The following is a 23,007-nucleotide window of genomic DNA, read 5'->3' on the forward strand; positions in this document are numbered from 1 at the left end:
GGTAAACCCCCATTATTCTTTTATGTTGTAGCGAAATGATTTATTAAGAAGTTAGCAGCATTTACTGGACCATCAATATTTTCTAAAAGCTCCTGCATTTTTTCTGCCCTATTGTGCATCTCTTTATTTGTTAAAGAAAATTCTATTAGTTCACCAAGCTTTTTAGTTGTTATATCTTTTCGTTTAAGAGCTAATGCATTACCAAAGAGAACACATTCATTTATATTGACTTTTTGTTCTGCTTGCAATCCAAGCCCAAGGAATGGTTTTCCCGACAAACAAGCTGTTTGAACTGTACCTTCCCCGCCATGAATAATAGATAAATCTATTATGTTTCCCAATTTATGAGCAGGGAGCAAATCACAAAGGATTATATTCTTATTACTAGAAAAAACATTTCCACTAGGCCCAAGTATTTCCTTCATAGGGCATATAACTATTACAGGTAGCTTCTTTAAAACATGTAAGATTTTCATGACAATTTCTTTACTTCCAGAGCTCCCCATTGCAAAGTAAATAACTGGTTCATTAGTGGGAAGACTATCTACAAATGAAGGTATGGGCGTATCCAGTTTTGCATAAACCGGGCCAATATATTTATAGTTAGCAGGAAGATCTTCCACACCACTAATTTCAGGAATGGTTGTAATTAAATTATAATCGGCATCTAGTGCATCTATGGTGTATTTTGGAAGTTCTACTCCTTCTTCTTTTGCCAATTTAGAGAAAGATTTTGGTTTATAAGTAATACCTAAAGCAACCTTTTTATAAAGATTCATAGTAAATTTTTTAGGTAAGAAAAGCTTATTAATTATAGAAGGTAATTCTAGGTGCCCTTTTAATAAAAAAGTTCTTGTATATGCTAGTGGTTTAATATATACAAGTGGTATTTGACAAGCTCTCGCCGAAATAAACATACTTAATGTGGTTCCGATAACGACAACCGCCGGACAGTAAGTATTTATAATTCTTTTCTCATTTTCAATTCGTTTCTTGAGATGTTCGTATGTAAAGGGATGTTTTATGCCCTTCATCTGATCGACTTTCATGAGTTGATTGATATCGTCTTCACTTAAAGCTGGTTCAAGGTGGATAAATTCAAAGTTAGCTTTTTCAATAAGATACGCATATTTTCTAGAGTAGCCTATAAATATGCAATGAAAGTATTCGGAACATTTCTTTGCTACTTCTATTGATCTGGTAGTTTCGGCCAAGTTAAAAGTTTCTGGTGCAAAAATAATATTTTTTTTAATTATTCTCATCCCCCTTGATCACATTAACAATATATATTTATAAACGTATGAAAAATACAGTCGATATGAAAGTTTTTACTTTTATTCTATTTTCATCTAGATAATCGTTAGTATGTTTTTTTCAGGCATATAGGTACCATAGCCTTAACTCTTATTTTTGGTTTTATTTGTTTGTATCGTTCTTTTGAACTGTATTTACTACACTTCTACAAGCTAAATTAGCGGATTATCTATTATTTCATAAAAGCAAAACTAACGATGATAACAACAGCCATAATACCTAAAATGACACCTAGAACCATCTTTTGTTTGAAAATTCGCTTCACTATAAGCCTTTTAAATTATTCCTCCTAGTATTCGTTTAACCAACAGTTAGATAGATAACTAACAATGTGTTGTTGATAATAAACTCATGTTGTTTATAATGGAATTATATCGTTTTTTCCATAAAATTCAATTTACAGTTAAGGCATAAATGTTAGATAAAAAACAAAAAGATGAAATCTGTTGTCTATAATGACAATAACAAACGGGGAGGTATAAAGTGTTGAGAAAAGCGGATTTACGGATTATACGAACCAAAAAATTTATATATGATGCTTTTATCAAACTGATAGCAGAAAAAGGATACGATGCTATTACTATTCAAGATATCGCAGATGAGGCACTCATCAATCGAGCTACATTTTACTCACATTACAGGGATAAACAAGATTTGTTAACAAAGATTAGTGAGGATGTACTAGAGGAATTAGCAAGTAAGATGGTCCTATATGCCCATGTGCAGGGAAATCAAATAGATTTTTCGAAACTCGAGGAAGTTTTACAATCGTTATTTGAGTGTATGGTAAAACATGCAGACTTTTATAAAACCATGTTTGGGCCTCATGGCATTCATGATTTTAATCTACAAATGCAGCAGACTATCATGAACAACCTTGAACGAAATTACATTGAGCTTAAAATTGGAGAACATGACTCAGATATTCCAAAGGATATGGTATTACGTTTCTTCACTTCCTGTGTTGTTGGGATGGCAATTTGGTGGCTTCAAAATGACATGAAATATTCACCGAAATATACCGCACAACAGCTAGTGAAGCTTATGACTAAAGGACCCTTTTGTGCAGTAGGTTTTACTTTTTTTAATGAGCGCTAGAAAGAGCAACTGTACTGGGCATTGCAAAGGGCTCTGGTGTAAAAATAGAATAAAAGATACTAAAGCGCATAAATTTCTAATGGAATCGTACCTTATGCTGTAAGTCCAAACAATTGATGGATGAATTCTTTCTCGTTTTGGACAGACTGGTCCCGTAAATCAACTTATTCTTTTTTAATCATATGCATGGCTTCTACTCCAAAACGAATAGATGTAACTGTGTCAAAACATTGGAATCCTAGCATAGATCGAATTCGCTTCTTTATAAAGAAATTATCTTGTTCTACTATGTTATTCAGGTACTTTTGTTGTCTAAGTCGCATACCACCAGGTATGCTTTTTTCAATTGTTCAATTGCTATAAGATAAGCTGGATTTTTATCGACTGTCATAACACGGGGTTTTGAAACATGAAAAGACTGCAAGACCTTCTTGAAAAAGCATTTTGCAACCTTCAGGTCTCGTGTTTTGTTCAGGTAAAATCGATTGTATTTCCTTTCGAATCAACAGCACGATACAGGTACATCCATTGACCTTTAATTTTCATAACTGTTTCATCTTCCCTTCAGGATTCACTTGTTTGTTTAAGGTGACGTCAAATTCAGGACCGTACTGATGAACCCAACGCATAATCGTTGTATGAGAAATGGATAAGCCCTGTTCCTCCAGCATTTCCACTACATCACGAAAACTGAGGTTGTACCGTAGGTACCATCTTACCGTTAACAAAACAATTAAGCTGATAATGCTTCCATTTGAATACATTTTCTTTTTCCATACCAATTACGCACCCCTTTTAGACTAGTAGTATCAGTATGTCCAAGGTTTGTAGATTTATTGTAATTGTCCTAAAGCTTTTACACCATTGTCCTTTTTCTCCATGCAAGTAAGGAAAGAATTCATAGTTTTTTGAAATGTCGCAAGTCAAACCAACTAGATCCAATATTCTTCTCGATACTTTTATGATAATAAGAGAGGGATTTGCATTAAAGAATATTTTATGCTATTTATAAATAATTGTAATTTTAAAACTTTGGTACATATAAAGTATATTAAAGTAGGTATATATCAAAGGATTAATTTTTTTAATTCACCAAGTAAAGTAATATTTTATCGGAATATTCTTACCTTTGTCAGAGTTGGATGGTTTATAATGCAAATTAGGTGCTGCAGCTACCTAGATATTTATAAAGATGGAGGTTATATAAATGTCTTCAAAAAATGAACTGAATTTTAAACTATTATTCGAATCACAGTTATCTTCTCCTGTATTTAAACAGGAAGCATATGATATCTATAAAGAATTGCGCGAATGTCACCCTGTTTATCCTTTATCTTCAGGAGAAAATAGTCAAAGTTGGTTGATTACAAGATATGAGGACGCAATTTCTTTATTGAAAGATGCTAAACTGATGAAAAATATTGAAAACGTATTCAATAACGAAGAAGACGTGGACGTCCCTATTTCCTTAGAGAATAGGGATCTTTTAAGAAATCATATGCTCAACTCAGATCCTCCTGATCACAATCGTCTACGATCACTTGCTCAAAAGGCATTTACCCCTAAGATGATCATACAACTTGAAGGCCAAATTCAATATATTGCTGATACTTTATTAAATAAAATAGAACATAATAATTCTATAAACCTTGTAAGTGATTATGCTTTCCCTTTACCTATTATGGTAATTAGTGAAATGTTGGGTGTTCCGCTTGAAGATCAGCATAAATTTAGAGTTTGGTCACAGGCAATTATTAGTACCCCACATACGTTAGAGGACATGCAGAAAAACAATCAAAAATTAGGAGAATTTGCTGAATATATACAGCATTTAGTTAATAAAAAGAGAGAACAACCTGCTGACGATTTAATTAGTGCACTAATAAAGGCTGAAAGTGAAGGAACGAAATTAAATGCATCTGAATTATATTCGACAATTACGTTACTTATTGTTGCTGGACATGAAACAACAGTAAATTTAATTACAAATATGACCTTGGCCTTGCTGGAGCACCCAGCTCAGTTACAAAAACTTCGTCAAAATCCCGATTTAATTGATTCAGCAATTGAAGAGGCATTACGGTTTTATAGCCCTGTTGAACTAACGACTTTACGTTGGACAGCAGAACCATTTACAATGCATGGACAAGATATTCAATCAAAAGATAGAATTATTATATCCGTAGCATCTTCTAATCGTGATGAAAAGATCTTTCCAGACGCTGATGTATTTGATATTACAAGAAAAAACAATCGTCATATTGCATTTGGTCATGGGAGTCATTTTTGTCTTGGTGCACCACTCGCTCGTTTAGAAGCAAAAATTGCAATTTCTACACTGTTACACCGTTTGCCAGATATACAGATACAAGGTGAAAGAGAGCGAATAAAATGGCAAGAAAACTACCTAATGAGATCATTAGAAGAATTGCCTCTAAAGTTTTAAATCCTTTAGTTATTAATAAAGATTTTAGAGAATAGTATCCTGTCCTTTAGGCAGACAGTAACAAAGAATTCTCTCGTATGATGAATTCAGCACTACTGTTTTATTTAAAGGTAACAAATGATTACAAATAAGGTTTCATCATTTACTTATCGAAAAATAGATGTTTTAATTTTGGATGTAAGGTCCTTACATTCTATAAGATACAAAAGAAGTAAATTTCAGTTTTTTTGTATCAATAATTTAAGCTTATGTAGGTTGAAGAAATAAAAAGCTAAAATGAATGGATTCACAACCTAGTTTTTATTACGATTTGAAATTTATGGGATATAGTGATACCAATAGAATATTTGGAAAGCACTATGAAAGAACCTTTAATAAAGTTCCTGTTATGTAAATATTGGAGGGCTTTCTTAAAACTCGTCAGGCTTAATGTTTAAATAATCCTGAAGCGCAAAAATATTACCAAAAACAGGTGCTGAAAAAAGTAACACCTGGTGCATCAGCATGAATTTCTGCAAAAAACATAAGGTATAAAATGCAGTTTAAAGTTAAAACAGATATGACCATTTATACCCACTACCTTTGGCTCATTTAGTGGGTATAAATTGGTTGGTTTTAGTGTTAAAGGTGTATTGAAAGTTGAAGTAAGTTAGGGATTTTAAAATAAATTTGGGACAAATATCTCTTCAAACGAGGAATAAACAGTATCTTAAAAATGTAATCTCGCTAATGATTTTAATCTCAAATATTCGTAAGTAAATATACCCTAGAACCTACTCTGACGGATACAAAATCTGTAAACAAACAGTGAATTAAAATTTATATAATTCTAGAAAGTTGAAGATTCGGGATACAGCTGCTACAATATCCTTTGCTTTTACAGGCTCACTTAAACAGATAATATAAATTTAATTCATTCAGATATGTTAAAAAATATAAAATGTAAGGACCCCTAATCCTTTAAAGTGTTTATATAAAAATGACGTAGAATATGTTCTACGTCATTTTTATATATATGAGAAACCCACCTCCTTCAGAAGAATGCACGGAAATCTCACAGAGTTGGACATACTGATACTAGTAGGAGTACATCTGAGACGTGAATATCTCGGATGTACTCCATGCCCATCAAATCATTACCCCCATAACGAAAAAACGTTATTCTTTCTGTAATGCTATGGAAAGGATGGTGTTTTATATGTGTAGCGAAGTTTTAAATGAACTTACTCTGTTTTCTTAGGAATTGCAACGATCTTTGACCCCACAAGCTCTACAACGGCTGGCTAGAAAAGTGGACTTTGGTCAAAGAACGAGTATGTATCAAGCTAAAGATTTAATAGCGTTGTACGTGTGTTTAAGTCAAAAAGTAGCCTGTACTTCCTTGACTCAGTTATGTAGTTATTTGGAATCTTCAACGAGTGTCTTGATCAGTCCTAAAGAAAAACTTGAAGAAACACAGAGGCTAAAAATCCCTGTGTTTTCAAAATACACCTATTGGAAGTTGCTTTGTCCTTCCTCGCACGTATTCGCTATGCAACTATTACCATCAATTACAGTTGCGTAGCGAATATTCACCGCCCAAAGGCATGTCTGCCTCGGTGCAAATTACCAAGACTCCTGCAAGTTTTATAGATTTTTTGCATTAGGGCCTCATATTATTTTCAAAATATTTTTAGGCACTAATACCTTGATGCTGTGTCATTTCACCTTTATGAGAAACATAGCTATGTGCTATCATTCCTAGCATTATTACAAACATACCGCCCCAAGATAAAATAGTAGGAGCTGGAGAATGTAATAAAACTAGCTCCCCGATAACAGCAAATAGTACTTCCATAGATTGCGTTGCTTCAACAGTAGCCAGTTTTTGCATATCCCCTCTTACCATATCAGTTGCTTTGAAAAATAAAATAGTTCCAATTACACCTGAACAAATAGCAACTAAAATAGATTGCATTGTTTGTTCTTTACTAGGCGCTCCTATTGTAAAAAAGCCATACACGGATAGCAAAAACCAAAATGGTAAGCTAGCTAATGTCATTCCAAGCACACGTTGATAAGTATCCAGACGGTCCCCACAAACCTCCATCATCTTACGATTACCTAATGGATAAGCAAAAGAAGCTATAATGACAGGGATAATACCTAACAAAATATCCCTTAGAGCAAGAGATTTCGCTTGCTCTATTTGCATAAGAACAATACCAAGAAGAATAATAAGTGACATACCCATCCCTTTTATTGGTATTTCTCCTCTTTTCTTAAGAAGCCCATCTGGTGTTTGAATGGTTTGAGTAAAAAGAGGCGCTAATAAAGATCCTGATATAATAGTAATCTGCCAAGTCCCAGCAATTACCCATCCTGGTGCATGTTCAGCCGCAAAACATAATGGAGCGTAAAACAGGACAAATCCAATAAAACTCCATAAAACCCACGCTCCCGGATTTTCTCTCATAACTTGCAATAGCGGCCTTAGTTTTTTTCTACTCATAACAATAAGCAAAAGAAATAAAACCATGAAAATAAATCTTAGTGACGCACTCCATATCCAGTTACCACCTGATAATTCCATCGCTCGATTAATTATAAATGTGAACGAAAAAAAGAAAGCACCACAAATACCTAAAAAAACCGGACGCAAACTTCTTACCTCAATCTGCTTCATAAGTCAGTACCTTCCCAAGACTTAACCAGTTTTGTTCCACTTTGATTGACCAACATATGTAATCCCCTCTTCTTTAAGATGCTTTAGCATTTCTAGAAACAATGTATAAAATCTCTTGGAGGAACTGCAAATGCAGTTCCTAAAATTAAAAGAGCATACGAATCGAGTATAGAGTGTTCAAAATGTAATTTCATCGTTCAGAACGGAGAAAAATGGATCATCAATTTGTGGAATTTCCCAAACGGGAGGCAACATATCAAATGTGAATTTGAAATAAAGGTAAGATGCTTTTAAGAAAGACGCGAAGTTTTGAATAAAGGTGTGACGTTTATACTAGTAACCTAAAATTAGCATCGCGCTATAGCATTGATTAAGCGATGTAGAGATTAAAGAAAACTAAACAAAATCTTAATTTGAACAGAGTGAGCCCCCTTATAAGAAAATAAGGGGGCTCAGAACAGAAATATACAAGTAGTATTAAAGAACTTCAAAACGGAGGTACTATGTTAGTTTAACACGTATTAAAGAGATGGTAGATGCATTGTAATCGGATTGTTACCTCTCTATCCTTCCTTAAAATAATAAGCATGGTGCTATAGCATTGATTAAGCGATATAAATGTGGCTTTAAAACAAAGTTTAATCGCTTATAAATTTAAAAAATCCTTTATATAAGGGTTCTTTTTTAATGAAATTCAAAAAAACAAAGGATAGAGCTTCTCTGAGAAAAATTCTATGGATTTATTGAAAGACTGTGTTAGAACAAGTTATCTTTGTTACTATTTGTAACTTACATACTTAAAAACTTGATGTTTTAATAAAAGTGCAAATGGTTTGACCACTAAGGAAGAAGAAGATTCTACTATTGAACTACTCACCACGCTTCCTACTTTAGCTTGGTTTTTGCAACTTCGGCAAGCGTGGGTCGCTAGAGCGTTGAAGAGCTATCTGTACAAGTATATAGTAGCAAACATGTTGGCTTATGCCAGCCGACATTCATCTCCCACCTAGAATTGGTGTTTCACACCTTCATAGTCAACCTATTTTTTACAAAACAACAAAAATATAGGTTGTAATAATCATCTTTTATATTTACGTTTTTGGGGGTAAAAAATGGAACAAATGAACAGGCATCTAAATATGTCCCTTATTCAACTATTTCTTTTAGTACTTAACCAATTTTTATTTTCAGCAATGTTTCCATTATTACCTTGGTTTATTGAAGATGCTGTAGCAGGGTTTGGTGTCTTAATTACTTCGACTTTACTAATGTTTATTGGCATGAAAATGATGAACCTTAATGACAATAATAATTATTTAATAACAAAAATAAGGCAATCTATTCCCTTTATAACATCAATTTTCTCATGTTGTATTATGATCATGAAAATTACAGATTTATCTACTATAGTAGCTCTCGTATTTAATTTTGTAATGGTTATTATAACACTTGTATTTTTGTTACGAGATTTATCTAAACTAAATAATTGACCTAGCCAAAGAGCACTTTCTGAGGTGCTCCTACACTTACATATCAAATAGTGTTTTGGTTTAGTTTTGGCTCCAGAATAATCCAATCAAAATACCATGAACAAAGAACGGACTGGATACTGCACTCCACGATGCCATCCATTTAGCTTATTTCCAACAAAGTAAATTCTTGATTATCTTTTCGCCACAATTACTCATAGTTAACTCTTCAACAATCCATTTTCCACTTAAAGAGCACTGCTCGAAGGTACCCTTTTTGGTTTGTAGATTTTCAGCAGAAAGAAATTTTCAACGACCCTATTACCTCTCCTTGAACAAACTTTCGCATTCAATTCGACAAATCCTTACATTATTGTTACATTTCTTTTGATAACCCTATGTTATTATGTATCTGCAGGGTAAATTCCTTGAAACGAAATTTTCTAATTCCCACTAGATTTTTTGTCACAAGGATTTTTGTTTACCAAACCCTTGCATAGTAACTTCATCTGACGAAGCCTCCTTCCGTACTCACAGTTGGCTTCGTCTAAAATAACACTTTTGTTCAATTTTTATCGTTAAGAACTAGAAAACTAGAATATCACTCCGTATATGCTCACACCTTCCATCTCTTTACCCACATACTTATATACACCTGTTAAACTAACATAAAATCCCCGATGAGTCGGAGATTTCAAGTAAGGATTTTTAGTTTTTTGCTGCACGGTAAGACTACATTTTTCTATTAAATAAGGCCTATGAGTCATATGTTAATTGAAAAATTCGACTGTCATAATTTCTCCATCAATAAGAAAGGTGAATTGTCGTTTTTGAACTACTCACCACTTAACGTTCTAACGGGCTGTTTGAAGTGAGAGATTCCTACGAACACCGATGTATCCACCAGTTATCTTAGTAAGTTCTGCCCGATCACATTTTAAACTATAATATTTACACAAGTACAACCGGTGTTGCTTATTCAAAAGGTAGCTTCTGAGACATGAGAAAATAATAAGCAACACAAATATGTAAAATTCAATCCAGTACCTGCTAAATATGTGCAATTAGAGGTAGTAAACCGAATGAATGGATTTTCGTCAGCAGCAGAAATAAATATTCTGAGGTATTTATTTCTGTTGATTTTAAAAATCATAAAAAAGAGATACGTTTCAATTAAAGCGTATCTCTTTTTTACAAACACAACATTCTTTAATCGTGTTATTTGATGCTAAATAGTATTAGAAAACGGAATAAATGGTGTAATCCTCTTATGATTAAATTTCGTCTAGCGCCTAATAAGAATACTTATATCAGGTCCTAAAAAACAGTTTTTTTATTAACTAACTTTATGATAGTTTCCATGTTTCACCACCTGTCTAGCATACTCTATATTATGAAGTTTCATCGTTTCAGAAATATCTACAACAATTGTATTCTGTAAAACACTTATTACATAACCGGTTAACTGTATGGAAGGATTGTCGCGATAAGGAAATCGAACATAATTACCTTTGGTTATATCAATTGTAGAGTCCATGGAATGTACCTCGTTTCTTAGTAAGAATTCATTGTTATTATAACGTATGGGACGGGTATATCGTGTGAACTGTTACCTTTGTAACAAAAGGTAACAGCCCTAATTCATATATTGTACATAATCTCCTCTTATAGTCTGGTCTATTTTATGTTCGAATTAGGGTTTAAGGGCATGTCTTATGAGATTGTAAAACATGCTCCTTTTAGATTATAAAATCTAAGTCTTTTGTGAGTTCTTCCAAAAGAGAATGAGTTAAATGACTTCGCAAATCTTCAGCAAATACTTGTAATCTATATTGAATTAAAAGATTCATAAAAAACGTTATTCTTTCTAATAATCTTGTTTAGAAAGAATAACGTTTTTTTATTAGATTCTTAGGTTGATGGACATGTATGGTGCTCGCTAGGTGGTAATACATATAGAAAATAACAGTAGCAAAAATAATAATAGAGTATGGGTTCAGGCTGTTAAGGGTGCAATTGATTAAATGAAGTTTTTGTGTAATTCCACAAAATGGGGATGTATTTTTCTTCCTTCTTAACAATGAAAAAGCGTTTTAAACACTCTATACTCTAATTACAATAAATCAAGGATTAATAGGAGTGTGAAAATCTAATCCTATGTCTGTCCTAAGCATGTAATTACACGAGGCTGCTGACTTCACTTAAGCCCAATCCCTTAAAAATCAGCAATTAAAAGTTGAATTTATAGAACAACTTAAGACGCTATCAAGTACTTCATTTGACTCGTATATAAACAAAATATAAAAAATACGAATTTAAAATATTTCCCAAAATTAAAAGCAATCATTATTGAAGCTGGAATTGAGGTACACTCAGGAATTATATATAGCTAGGTTTGAAAAAAATGAGTTTAAAAATTTATTTTCTGATGAAAACAACCCATTTATGAATAAATTTATGTCAGAAAGTCAGGGTGTTACTGGTGATGGAATAGTTGAGTTTGCTAAATCTGTCCGTCCGAGGGGGATGGGAAAATCATCCATACGCTGGCATCCCACTATTTGTACGCAATGTACAAATGGGATAGGGCTACTGAATTTAAGCCTATGGAAGAACGATATGTAAATGCAGAACTCGGCTATTATATTACAATTTCTAAAAAGTTAATTGAAAAAATAACACTTCAAGAAGAATCGAAAACTACTCAATGTTTTCTTTATATTGATACAGATAAAACGTGGCTTGAAGTTTATACCTTTGATTATAAGGAATGGCCAAAGATCAAAAATTATGAAGCGGCAGTTAAAACAAGAGAGCATGTATATGCAATATCAAAAAAATTTGACTACCAGAATCTTAAATTTTATATCAAATCCATGGCTGATTACCAACGAAAGTAAAGGAGCGATGAGCATGACAACAATTTTAGTATTAGATGATGAAATAACAATTCGTAATTTTATTACTTTAAATATGAAGCATGCTGGTTTCAATGTTCTAGAAACCAATACAGGTGAAAAAGCTCTTGAGCTTTTAGAACATCATAATGTTGATATTATAATACTTGATGTTATGTTACCGGGAATAGATGGTTTTCAAGTATGCAAAAAAATACGAAAATACAATGAAAAGATTGGTATTATTATGTTAACGTCACGTGTGCAAAGTAAAGATCAGGTTCACGGTTTGACAATTGGGGCAGATGATTATATAAAAAAACCATTTAGTATAATTGAATTAGTAGCACGTGTACAATCATTGCTAAGAAGAGTAAAAGAAACTAAAAAGGATATGGAATCGATTCGCTCAGGACCATTTCAATTAAATATTCTGCAAGAAAAATTATATAAGGATGGGATAGAAATTGACTTAACTCCAACAGAGTATATTATTTTACGATATTTAATGGAAAATTCCATAAAGCCAATTCCACGTGATGAACTCTTAAATAAAATATGGGGTATAAATTGTTTAAGTGACACAAAAGTAGTAGATGTGAATATCAGTCGCCTTCGTCAGAAAATCGAACTTAGTCCTTCTAACCCTCAGTTTCTCCTTACTGTATGGGGAAAAGGATATAGGTGGAATGGAGGAAAACAATGAGGTGTAAAATTAGTTTGTACTTTATCAGTTTTCCGCAAGAAGACTCCTTCCTCAATCCCGCGCAGGGCGTAGCCCAGTGATAGGTGGGAGATGAATTGTGGTTGGCGTTAGCCAAAGGTATTTAAACACATCATGCCTTATAGTATAATCAGGCGTATCAAAGGAAGCTTTGTTAACTACTGGTGGTTCTTCCATAAATGTGGTTCAAAAATACATCGAAAACCAAGTAATGAAGTGAGGTGAAAGCATTGTTAGTCAATAAGGCTTATAAGTTCAGAATCTATCCAAATAAAGATCAGGAAATACTGATTGCGAAAACAATCGGTTGTTCTCGTTTTGTCTTTAATCACTTCTTAGGTATGTGGAATGACACATACAAAGAAACTGGTAAAGGTCTTACTTATAACGCTTGTTCTTCTCAATTAACACAACTAAAGAAAGAATTAGTTTGGTTAAAAGAAGTAGACAGTATTGCGATTCAATCTTCCCTAAAAAACCTTGCGGATTCCTATAGTCGATTTTTTAAGAAACAAAATCAGGCACCTCGATTCAAATCTAAAAAGAATAATGTTCAGTCTTACACAACAAAGCATACAAACGGTAATATTGCCATCGTAGATAATAAGATCAAGCTACCAAAACTCGGTTTTGTTACGTTTGCCAAAAGCCGTGAGGTATATGGACGTATTATGAATGCTACTGTTAGACGAAATTCAAGCAGAAAATACTTCGTGGCAATTCTTACAGAAGTTGAAATACAGCCACTTGAAAAAGCTGATTCTGCTATCGGCATCGACCTAGGAATTACTGAATTTGCTATCCTTTCTGATGGTCATAAGATTGACAATAATAAGTTCACTTCCAAAATGGAGAAGAAGTTAAAACGTGAACAACGTAAATTATCAAAACGTGCATTAATCGCTAAAAATAAAGGAATACACCTTCTTGATGCGAAAAACTATCAGAAGCAAAAGCGTAAAGTTGCTAGATTACACGAAAGAGTCCTAAATCAACGGGACGACTTTCTAAATAAGTTGAGTACAGAGATCATCAAAAATCACGATATCATCTGTATCGAAGACTTGAATACAAAAGGAATGTTACGTAATCATAAATTAGCTAAATCAATCTCTGATGTATCTTGGTCTGCTTTTGTATCTAAATTAGAATACAAAGCAACTTGGTATGGCAAAAAAATCGTCAAAATAAGCAGATGGTTTCCATCTAGCCAAATATGTTCTGATTGTGGACATCATGATGGCAAGAAATCTCTTGAAATAAGAGACTGGACTTGCCCTATTTGTCATGCAAACCATGATAGAGATTTTAATGCTAGTAAAAATATTCTAGCCGAAGGCTTACGGACATTAGCCTTGGTTTGAAAAATCATAGAACCGTAGGAATCTACGGGGATAGCTTGGTAAATAAGAGAAACCGCTGTTGGTAAAGAAATACATCAATAAGTATGCTCTGTTCCCAAGAATCTCCCACTTCAATCAGACCGTAAGGTCGATAAGTGGGAGTAGTTCAAAGTTAATCTTGTATTAGTTATCATTACAATTGTGTTTTTATCACAAGGTTTTCCTAAACTACATCGAAACAGAAAATATAGACTTAAAAGAATACGAATGAAACAAAAGCGTTCTGATGTATATACCGATTAGCGTAAAAAGACTCCATTTTGATTAATCTTTTTCAAAATGAAGTCTTTTTGTTTGACGTAAAATTAAGGAATATAAAATGAATGGTAAATTATCTAGAAGAGAATCAAATTACTTATCAATATGCTGAACAACAAGTGAAGCGTATTCTTTTGCTCCTGTTGTGTTTAAATGAATTCCATCTGGTTCGAAATATGATTGATTTCCAGCACTTGCTGCATACCAATCAACTAGCACAGTATTTGGGAATTTAGAAGAGACTTCTTTTAATTTCTCATTAACTACGGACTCCCACGGACGAGGTATTCTAGTATTAACTAATACAATTTCACGTTCATCACCTATCAACTGAATTAACGATTCTAGTTGCTCAGTAGTAAATGCCCCATTTGTACCTAATCCAATAATAACATGACTTCCTAAAGTGCCTTCCTTTTTCATTCCCTCTACTATATCCAATGCTTGAGACATCTGTCTTCCAATTTTCGCATCAATTGTAATATTAGGAAAAGCATCCTTTAAATACGGAGAGACATCAATCATAATTGAATCACCAATGGCTGTAACAGTCTTAGGTTGTTTAATTTGATTAGAGGAATCTTTATTTTCGTCCTCTAATGTTTTATCAATCGGTTTCTCTTCCTTAGTAACTGGATGAGCAGATTCCTCATTTTTTTTCACTTGTACCGCCTCTGTCCTAACTTGTTTAGAATTGTCTTTTACTTTGCCGGCTGTTGAGAAACCAAAGATAACTGTTATGGAAAGGAATATTGTACATGCTAAAGCAACTCTATTAACGAATGATAAGTCTCTTATTTTCAAGTCCGTTAAACGAAGATTCTTCAATGCACCTTGACGAATTGGATTTTCAATAAACTTCCACGAAAGATGTGCCATAAGTAGAATCAAAAAAACTTGAAAAATAGCTTTTGTAAGATGAGGCCCTTCTGTATTAGCTTGCGAGCTCGTCAATGTGATAATCGGATAATGCCAAAGGTATATTCCATAGGACCGAATACCAATCCAACGTAATGGTTTAAACCTTAAAAGTACACTAACTCTGCTAGTTGGATGAGCAAGGTTGGCTATTAATAAAGCAGTAACAACCGATAAAAATAACATTCCTCCACGATATAGGAATGAGTCATATTGATTTGTCTCCCAAAACATAATTAAAATAATGATTAAAGCAATTCCCCCAACTACATCTAAAACAAAACGAGCTGGTGGAACAATTTTATTAGAAAGTCTATTACTTGGCCAAAGTAGGGCGAGTACTGCCCCTATCAATAAGGAAAACGCTCTTGTATCGGTACCATAATAAACTCTACTTGGATCATTTCCTGGTTCATACAGTACAGCCATCGCAATTGCTGAAGCAATTGCTCCTAAAAAAATAAATAGTGTCATACGTGATCGTTTTTTTATGTAGTAGAATCCTAAACTAAGTATGAATGGCCAGACTACATAAAATTGCTCTTCAACAGCCAACGACCAAAAATGATTTAAAGGAGTAGGTTGGCCAAAGTTATCAAAATATGATAACTTATGATAAATGTACCACCAGTTACTAATATATAATACTGCTGCTAACGAATCTCCTCGCATTTTTCCTAGTAAGGAGTTATGAAATAACGTCACCCATGCAAAAACAATAATGAGCATAACAAACATTCCTGGAAGTAATCTTCTTGCCCTACGTATCCAGAAATTTTTTAAATCAATTCTTTTATATTTCTCCCACTCAGTAGCAAGAAGATCGGTAATTAAATAACCCGAGAGTACAAAGAAAACTGTAACGCCCAGGAATCCTCCAGGTATCCACTTATAGTTGACATGATATAACACGACACCCAGTATAGCCAGCCCTCTTAAACTATCTAATCCGACCATATAACGATTATTTTTCTTTAATGGTGTAAGCATATATAATCCTCCCTTAAACTTTGCTGATATGCTTGGTTACTTTTTCTCATAAGTGATCATCAACAGAAAACAAATGAAAACTCTATGAATATGGGGAAAAGTACACCTATACAACGAAACTTTTATATAGCAATTCCTTAATTTGTAATTATGTTCTTTGTTACCAAGCCAAAAAGTCGAAAGAACATTATAAAATGCTTTTTCGACTTTTACAATATATCATTTAATTAACTAGTACTTGAATATCTCCTTCTAATATTTCACAATTCAAATTTATCCTTTTTACAGATTTTCAATATAAGAAGCTCGGTGTAGAACTTTGATTTGTCTGTAGATAGAAGAATTTCAAGATACTTAAGTTCATAATTATTTCTCTAGCTTTTGCTCTTTTATTTTTATCTTCGCGCCTTTATAAAAACTTAATTTCTCCTTATTATACTCTGTAGTATATTGATTGAACTTTTCTTTTTCCTTTAGTGTTTCTTTATTTATTACATTGTAAGCTTTAACTTTCTCACTAATTTCTTTTAGTTTTGTTTCTTTTTCTTTTAGCTTTTCATAAAGTTCTTTTTCAATTATTAATGATTTTTTGTAGCTTCCATTCATTTTTAGAAAAGCATCATAACGATTTTTATAAGCTTTTTCTACTGTTTTGGCTTGTTCTTGTAATTTTTTATCCTTGATTTTATTTATATCATTAAGAACTGATGTTACTTCTTTTTGGGCTTTTTCCAATACATCTGCTTCATTATCTAACTCTTTCTCACGTTCAGATACATTTGCAACAGCTTGTTTTACTTGGGGTAGTGCTTCCTCATTATTCTCTTGTCCTTTCTGTATAATTTGATTGTACAATTCTTGTCCCTTTGCTTCTAACTGCTCTAATTTTTTTACATTATCAGATAACGCTTTTTCTTGATCTGCTGCCTTTTCAAAAGCAACGTATAATTTCTCTTCTGGCTTTGCTCCTAAACATCCCGCTAGAAATCCAATTGATAAGATTCCTATTAGGATCGCTTTTCTATTAATCAATTTTAATCCCTCCTACAATATCAAATGCGTTTATCGTGCCAAAAATTCAATGGAAAATGTTCTTCTTCATGATACGCTTCAAGTTCATATCCTTTTTCTTTTAATCCTTTTATGATAGCTGGTACAGCAGCAACAGATTGCGGATGAATATCATGCATTAAAATAACTTCTTGTGGTTCTGTTGCACCTGCTAATACATTTTGAACAATTTGAGCTGAAGCTGAATCAATTGGCATCTTGTTATACTTCCAATCTAAAGAGTCAATTGTCCAATCCCAAACTGTAAAACCAGCTTCTACTGCTTTATTGCGAAGTTCTTCATTTAGTCCTGGCATGGAGCCATATGGTGGACGTGTTAATTTGGGAGATCCTTTCAGAATATTTGCTATTAAATTTTGATCTTCTTTCATTTCATTTACATACTCACCATCGGTATACAATTTCTTAAAGTTATGTGTCATACTGTGCATGCCCACATAATGGCCTTCTTCTTTCTCTCGTTTCACTAAATCCGGAAACTGCTTCACATTTTCACCAATTAAAAAAAATGTTGCTTCCGCACCATTTTGTCGTAGTATGTCTAACAACTCAGCTGTATATTTACCAGGACCATCATCAAAAGTAAGATAGGCAACTTTTCTCTCTTGGCCATTAAAGCGCTTTGGTGCTTCTTTCTTTATTTCATTTTTTCTTTGTTCACTTGCTAATTGCACTGAATTCTCTTGCTTCGCTACGGCTCTTGCTGATGAAGTAAGAGATTGATACATAAAATAGCAAACTACTACTGCAATAATTGCTATAATTGTAATAGATATACGTTGTATATTAGTAGTATGTCTCATAATAGGAACCCCTTTCGTTTTATATATTAATTTTATTATGTGATTTACATTTGATTTGCTATGACATTTATAAATAACAAATCGAAGTAATAATTCTTTCTCTTTTTATAGAAGAGATATAATTTGTTGAGAATATATACAATATCCAAAGATATATTGAGGATGTTTTCCACTTTGATACGATTTACAGATAATCCTTTTGAAGTATTTAGAGGAAAAGACGTTTATCCTCCATATATACTTCATTAACGGATATGAAAACGATTCCTGAAACATTTATATTAACTATTATATGGATTAAAGTTTTCTGAAAATACAAGAAGATTAGATAATAATTCTATCCAATCTTCTTGAGAGGTTAGTATAGTTTAACTATTTTACCGCTAATTTCTTAAATCAAATAATCTGTTTATTAACCAAGAAAAAGAAATATCTGTAGATTACAGATATTTCCCTATCCAAACAATTACAGCTTAATTCCCTCCATTTATAGGAAGATTTTCATAAATTCAATTGCAGCATACTAGTATGCTAATAACACTAGTTCGAAAAATAGGAATAACTTGTACTTATTCCTTCATATGTTTCTTAATTTGTAGAAAAATCCCCAAATGTGTTATCTAATTAAGCACCCGTTCATACATATGACAACAACATAGCTTTTTTTCATCTTATTTAATACATGAAAGGCTCATGTTAATTTGGTTTACTTTTTCGCAAGAGCTTCTTCTATAGAAACACAAACATAGCCGAGTTCTTTTGCAACCACTTCACATGTAACTTCACCGTTCAGCATGTTTACACCGAGTTTTAATGCATTGTTTTCTAAGATTGCTTCTTGCACACCCTTATTGGCGATTTGTAATGCATATGGAATTGTTACATTAGTTAAAGCGATAGTAGAAGTTCTTGGAACTGCACCTGGCATATTCGCAACAGAATAGTGAAGTATTCCATACTTTTCGAATGTCGGGTTATCGTGCGTTGTGACATGATCACAAGTTTCCACGGCTCCACCTTGATCAATTGCTACATCCACGATTACAGAACCAGGTTTCATTGCCCTTACCATTTCTTCTGTAACAAGCTTAGGTGCTTTGGCACCGGGAATTAAAACAGCACTAATTAACAAATCTGCTTGTTTTACCGCTTCCGCGATGTTAAACGGGTTGGATATCAATGTTTTAATTTGAGTACCAAAAATGTCATCCAGTTGGCGTAATCTTTCTGCATTCAAGTCAATAATTGTTACATCGGCACCTAAGCCAATTGCCATTTTCGCAGCATTTGTTCCTACAATGCCTCCACCAAGGATAGCGATTTTTCCGCGATTTACACCGGGAACACCTGCCAGAAGAATACCTTGTCCACCGTTTGATTTTTGTAGGAATTGTGCGCCAATTTGTACAGACATCCGCCCAGCTACCTCACTCATTGGTGTAAGAAGCGGAAGCGTATGATTCACTTCTACAGTTTCGTAAGCAATTGCAGTAACACCATTATCTTTAAGAGCTTGGGCTAAAGCTGGCTCTGCAGCCAAATGCAAGTAAGTGAATAGAATTAAATCTGGACGAAAGTATGTGTATTCACTGGCGAGGGGCTCTTTTACTTTCATAATCATTTCTGATTGTCTCCATACTTCTGCAGCACTTTGAATAATTTCAGCACCGGCATATACATAATCTACATTGTTAAACCCGCTTTCAACACCGGCATTTGTTTCAATCAATACTTTATGTCCAGCCTTGACAAACGCAATAACTCCTGCAGGTGTAAGTGCAACACGGTTTTCATTATTTTTTATTTCCTTTGGTACTCCAATAATCATGAAATGATCTTCCCCTCTGTACTAATCTTTAGGTAACTTAGTTGTAGTCCAAGTATAGAGTATTAAAAATCTTTTTTCATTGTTAGGAAAAAAGAAAAATGCAGCATCCTTTTGTGGAATTCCACAAAAGGATGCTGCTACATGAATTTTTTTAGTTTGAGATCCAAGAACATAATCATTTTTTTGTTTGGATCTTTTAAATCAATCTCACTGATTTCACAAATACGTTTAAGTCTATAACTTAATGTATTAGGATGAATATTTAAAGATTTGGCCACCTCACCCACATTACTGTCTTTATTCAAAAAGGTCTCCAACGTCTCAACAAGGTTGCAATTATGCTTATAATCATAATCATACAGCTTTTGTAACGCTTGATTTTCATACTCTTCACACTTTCGTTTCTCAAGGAGAAGGTCAATCAATTGATAAATACCCATATTTTGATATCCGTGGATGTTTGCTGTGTCGCAAGGGAATTTTTCCTTTATAGATAAAACAGTTAGAGCCTCTTTATAAGCTTTATCAACTTTTTGATAGTCACTATAAGCACTACTAAACGCTGGTTTGATATGTTTAACTCCAAATCGTTTTTCCATTTTATGCACAAACATTTCAACGAAATTGTTGATTTCATAGGATGGTCGATTCACACAGTCCAATGAAGTAAGAAGAATTAATCGATTATGATCTATTGTGGTAAGTAAAACTTCTAAATGTTGGCTTGTTTTTAGCAAATAAGAAATCTGTCTTTCTTTTTTATTTATAATTTCTTGTTCAAACTGGAATACGATGATAGTAAATACAGATGCAGGAGTAATGTGCAGACGATGGAAATTTTCAATAATCATTTCATTTATTTGTATGTGATTGGTCAATAATTTCCAGAAAAATTCTTGTGTTTGTTCGACCTTTTTATTTTTACGAGCTTGAAGCTGTATTAATTTGCTTTTTACGGCCTCTGCAGCTTTTTTCAGCAAGGTGAAATTTTCCTCAGTTAAGAAATGTTCGTCTTCCATAACCCAGATGAATCCCAAAACATCTTCTTTGTTCCAAATAGAAATAGCAACCCTGTCACTAAGACCGACACCATTTATCCTCTTTACACGAATAGGTTCACGTTTTTTCAACAGTTCAGGGATAATGCCTTCTTTCCACAAACTGTTAATTACTTTTTCAGGCACACGTCTTCCCATAATAGTTGCAACTCTTGCGGAGTCTATTCTTTCATCATGAGTACTATATGCCAGAAGACGATGATTCACATCTTCAATTGTAACTGGGCATTGTAGGACCTCACTAATTGTGTCCGCAAACTCTTCTAAACTGTTAAAGTTGATTTTAGAGAAATCATTTTTCATATATGTCAAAACTCATCCATCCTATTTAAAATATAATTTTTATCTACTGTAAAATGTAAAAAAAATAGTCATTGTGTAAACTAACAAACCTATAACACTTTTTATTAATAGTAAGGAATCGCTGTAACTCACTACACGTGGAAAAACCAAAGTTTAGTTGCAAACTTCGGTTTCGTTTGTATAGAGCACGAAGCGTTTCAATTCCTTTAATCGTACGAGAAGTATGACGCAGATTTTGAATGTCTGCGGATTTCAAATAATTTCGCTTTTTCCGAAGTTAAATATCTAATGTGTGTCCATATTTATTGATTATGCGATATAAATGACACCATTTTTTCTGAACTTTATATAGTTTTTTTCATCTAGCTTCTAGGATAGATGAAGGCTTTTCATTTTCTTTTTCCATAATGGTCATACCAATTACACATTTATTAAAACATTAAATCCTCAATGCGTAAATAGTAGATTTTTGTCGAATGTATTCAGTGATTTAATTATTATAAATTCAAGAGAGCAGAAATATTATAGTTATAACTTGATGTATACAGCGAAATAATAACTACTTTAATCTATTAAAAACATGTAATTTAATTTAATTTAATTATTTCAAATATAATTTAATAAAGTGACGCTTGTCAATTCCTAAATATTATCCATTATTCCATTTGTTAGAGGATTAATATGGACTTTTGATGAAATAAGGAAATTATGGACATCTTTTTAGAAGATATTGCATATGTTTGGTTATATATTGATATTTATCTTTCAATTGAATGGACAAAGTGACTTCAAAAGAAGGGAAATGAGGAAACCATGATACATCAGTATGAAATTGATTTTTCCGTTGTGTATGGTGGCAAGGAAAAAGGTTTACAATCCGCAATTATTCCAGCAAATTCTTTAGAGGAAGCAAACAAGAAATTGAAATCTGAAGTCAAGCGACGCTTTGGAAAATGTTATGTGAGAATTCATACGGCCAATTTATATGTTTCAGAGGATAGTAGATATGCAATTGTGTAACAAAGTCTTGCTTATATAGCAGGGCTTTTTCTTATGTGTGACAATTATATTTAAATGAGTATATCAAACTACTCCGCATGGGAGTTAATGTACAAGATACCTATGTTTTCACCGTAGGGACTACTGGCAGAGACTGCTAAGATAGCCGGTGGATACATCGGAGTTCGCAGGAATCTTCCACTTCAAACAGTCCGTAAGGACATTAGTTAAGTGGTGAGTAGTTCAATTTAAGGAGCGTTATTATATTTTCAAGTTAATTGGCATGTATGGTGATCCCTATAAAAAACATACAACCTTACCAAGAAATACAAGGTTGTATGTTTTTTATATTATTTATATCTAGTTAATAGCAATTCAGTGATTTTCTATTGGTGGGTCTATTCTTTCAACCTGTCCCTTTTTTATACTCTTAGAACCTTCATATAATGCATCCGCATAATTTTTAAAGTCCTGCCATCCCTAGTTCGAAGCCAATTCATCTCCCGCCTACTATCTTCGCATTCCTAGAGGAAAGAGTCTTCTTGGCTAAAATGATAAAAAACACTCGTTCTGATTAAGGACGAGTGTTTTTCTTTTTAGGTTATCTAACAGGTATAAACTTCCATGAGCTAGGTTTTTGTTTTTTTTCACCTAGTACAATCCAACTTTTCTTTGCATTTATATTTTCATAATTTAATGGATAGTCATCTGTAAAAATATTATATTCTGTAGGATTATCCAGGTTAATTTTAATTTTAAAATC

Annotated in this window: 15 protein-coding genes and 4 pseudogenes; 8 read left to right on the plus strand and 11 right to left on the minus strand. The window is 33.1% G+C overall.

The features are described 5' to 3' along the window. Window positions 1-20: 20 nt before the first annotated feature. Window positions 21-1,262: a glycosyltransferase gene (locus V7S50_RS29455; protein ID WP_336376518.1), complete on the minus strand. Its 1,242-nt coding sequence runs from the start codon at window positions 1,260-1,262 to the stop codon at window positions 21-23. A gap of 535 nt (window positions 1,263-1,797) precedes the next feature. Here V7S50_RS29455 and V7S50_RS29460 point away from each other — a divergent pair. Then, entirely contained in the window at window positions 1,798-2,412 is a 615-nt protein-coding gene (locus V7S50_RS29460; protein WP_147806323.1) for a TetR/AcrR family transcriptional regulator, read from the plus strand. A 92-nt stretch (window positions 2,413-2,504) separates the two neighbouring features. Here V7S50_RS29460 and V7S50_RS29465 read toward each other — a convergent pair. Then, window positions 2,505-3,189, minus strand: a pseudogene (locus V7S50_RS29465) (IS6 family transposase). A 430-nt stretch (window positions 3,190-3,619) separates the two neighbouring features. Here V7S50_RS29465 and V7S50_RS29470 point away from each other — a divergent pair. Both V7S50_RS29470 and V7S50_RS29475 read left to right on the plus strand, forming a co-directional pair. Then, window positions 3,620-4,858, plus strand: coding sequence for a cytochrome P450 family protein (locus tag V7S50_RS29470; RefSeq protein ID WP_336376519.1), 1,239 nt, complete (start codon window positions 3,620-3,622; stop codon window positions 4,856-4,858). A 1,243-nt stretch (window positions 4,859-6,101) separates the two neighbouring features. Then, window positions 6,102-6,296, plus strand: a pseudogene (locus tag V7S50_RS29475) (IS4 family transposase); the annotation flags it as partial. Between the two features lie 234 nt (window positions 6,297-6,530). Here V7S50_RS29475 and V7S50_RS29480 read toward each other — a convergent pair. Next, entirely contained in the window at window positions 6,531-7,523 is a 993-nt protein-coding gene (locus V7S50_RS29480; protein ID WP_336376520.1) for a DMT family transporter, read from the minus strand. 1,112 nt (window positions 7,524-8,635) lie between these two features. Between V7S50_RS29480 and V7S50_RS29485 the strand changes: the two genes are divergently transcribed. Then, window positions 8,636-9,013 (plus strand): hypothetical protein, encoded by a 378-nt coding sequence (locus tag V7S50_RS29485; protein WP_336376912.1) that lies wholly within the window; start codon window positions 8,636-8,638, stop codon window positions 9,011-9,013. Between the two features lie 1,315 nt (window positions 9,014-10,328). Here V7S50_RS29485 and V7S50_RS29490 read toward each other — a convergent pair. Next, entirely contained in the window at window positions 10,329-10,529 is a 201-nt protein-coding gene (locus V7S50_RS29490; RefSeq protein ID WP_147806313.1) for a DUF2187 family protein, read from the minus strand. 1,069 nt (window positions 10,530-11,598) lie between these two features. Between V7S50_RS29490 and V7S50_RS29495 the strand changes: the two genes are divergently transcribed. The 3 genes from V7S50_RS29495 to tnpB all read left to right on the plus strand — a co-directional run bounded on the left by V7S50_RS29495 (window position 11,599) and on the right by tnpB (window position 13,977). Beyond that, a complete protein-coding gene (locus V7S50_RS29495) occupies window positions 11,599-11,892 on the plus strand; it encodes a hypothetical protein (RefSeq protein ID WP_336376523.1) in 294 nt (97 codons plus the stop codon). Window positions 11,893-11,905: 13 nt separating this feature from the next. Further along, window positions 11,906-12,595, plus strand: a complete 690-nt coding sequence (locus V7S50_RS29500; protein WP_336376524.1) for a response regulator transcription factor — start codon at window positions 11,906-11,908, stop codon at window positions 12,593-12,595. A 248-nt stretch (window positions 12,596-12,843) separates the two neighbouring features. After that, on the plus strand, window positions 12,844-13,977 hold the full coding sequence (gene tnpB / locus V7S50_RS29505) for an IS200/IS605 family element RNA-guided endonuclease TnpB (RefSeq protein ID WP_336376525.1): 1,134 nt from the start codon (window positions 12,844-12,846) through the stop codon (window positions 13,975-13,977). A gap of 390 nt (window positions 13,978-14,367) precedes the next feature. Here tnpB and V7S50_RS29510 read toward each other — a convergent pair whose 3' ends face one another. The 6 genes and pseudogenes from V7S50_RS29510 to V7S50_RS29535 form a co-directional block, all read right to left on the minus strand. After that, complete coding sequence (locus tag V7S50_RS29510; protein ID WP_336376526.1) at window positions 14,368-16,182, minus strand: acyltransferase family protein; 1,815 nt, start codon at window positions 16,180-16,182, stop codon at window positions 14,368-14,370. A gap of 366 nt (window positions 16,183-16,548) precedes the next feature. Next, window positions 16,549-17,214, minus strand: a complete 666-nt coding sequence (locus V7S50_RS29515; protein WP_336376527.1) for a YkyA family protein — start codon at window positions 17,212-17,214, stop codon at window positions 16,549-16,551. 20 nt (window positions 17,215-17,234) lie between these two features. After that, on the minus strand, window positions 17,235-18,056 hold the full coding sequence (locus tag V7S50_RS29520) for a peptidoglycan-N-acetylglucosamine deacetylase (protein WP_336376528.1): 822 nt from the start codon (window positions 18,054-18,056) through the stop codon (window positions 17,235-17,237). A 706-nt stretch (window positions 18,057-18,762) separates the two neighbouring features. Then, complete coding sequence (ald, locus tag V7S50_RS29525; protein ID WP_336376529.1) at window positions 18,763-19,884, minus strand: alanine dehydrogenase; 1,122 nt, start codon at window positions 19,882-19,884, stop codon at window positions 18,763-18,765. A 137-nt stretch (window positions 19,885-20,021) separates the two neighbouring features. Beyond that, window positions 20,022-21,245: a PucR family transcriptional regulator gene (locus tag V7S50_RS29530; RefSeq protein WP_336376595.1), complete on the minus strand. Its 1,224-nt coding sequence runs from the start codon at window positions 21,243-21,245 to the stop codon at window positions 20,022-20,024. A 106-nt stretch (window positions 21,246-21,351) separates the two neighbouring features. After that, window positions 21,352-21,653: pseudogene (locus V7S50_RS29535) on the minus strand (DDE-type integrase/transposase/recombinase); the annotation flags it as partial. 405 nt (window positions 21,654-22,058) lie between these two features. Here V7S50_RS29535 and V7S50_RS29540 point away from each other — a divergent pair. After that, a complete protein-coding gene (locus tag V7S50_RS29540; RefSeq protein ID WP_065845783.1) occupies window positions 22,059-22,265 on the plus strand; it encodes a hypothetical protein in 207 nt (68 codons plus the stop codon). A 580-nt stretch (window positions 22,266-22,845) separates the two neighbouring features. Here the strand turns inward: V7S50_RS29540 and V7S50_RS29545 are convergent. Further along, a pseudogene (locus V7S50_RS29545) lies at window positions 22,846-23,007 on the minus strand (zinc dependent phospholipase C family protein); the annotation flags it as partial.

The sequence above is a fragment of the Bacillus sp. CCNWLW194 genome, assembly GCF_037120585.1.
GTDB lineage: Bacteria > Bacillota > Bacilli > Bacillales > Bacillaceae_G > Bacillus_A > Bacillus_A basilensis.

Coding starts and splice junctions, on each gene's coding strand:
- V7S50_RS29455 (WP_336376518.1), bottom strand. CDS start 1,262: ATGAGAATAATTAAAAAAAATATTATTTTTGCACCAGAAACTTTTAAC.
- V7S50_RS29470 (WP_336376519.1), top strand. CDS start 3,620: ATGTCTTCAAAAAATGAACTGAATTTTAAACTATTATTCGAATCACAG.
- V7S50_RS29480 (WP_336376520.1), bottom strand. CDS start 7,523: ATGAAGCAGATTGAGGTAAGAAGTTTGCGTCCGGTTTTTTTAGGTATT.
- V7S50_RS29485 (WP_336376912.1), top strand. CDS start 8,636: ATGGAACAAATGAACAGGCATCTAAATATGTCCCTTATTCAACTATTT.
- V7S50_RS29490 (WP_147806313.1), bottom strand. CDS start 10,529: ATGGACTCTACAATTGATATAACCAAAGGTAATTATGTTCGATTTCCT.
- V7S50_RS29495 (WP_336376523.1), top strand. CDS start 11,599: ATGGAAGAACGATATGTAAATGCAGAACTCGGCTATTATATTACAATT.
- V7S50_RS29500 (WP_336376524.1), top strand. CDS start 11,906: ATGACAACAATTTTAGTATTAGATGATGAAATAACAATTCGTAATTTT.
- V7S50_RS29510 (WP_336376526.1), bottom strand. CDS start 16,182: ATGCTTACACCATTAAAGAAAAATAATCGTTATATGGTCGGATTAGAT.
- V7S50_RS29520 (WP_336376528.1), bottom strand. CDS start 18,056: ATGAGACATACTACTAATATACAACGTATATCTATTACAATTATAGCA.
- ald (WP_336376529.1), bottom strand. CDS start 19,884: ATGATTATTGGAGTACCAAAGGAAATAAAAAATAATGAAAACCGTGTT.
- V7S50_RS29530 (WP_336376595.1), bottom strand. CDS start 21,245: ATGAAAAATGATTTCTCTAAAATCAACTTTAACAGTTTAGAAGAGTTT.
- V7S50_RS29540 (WP_065845783.1), top strand. CDS start 22,059: ATGATACATCAGTATGAAATTGATTTTTCCGTTGTGTATGGTGGCAAG.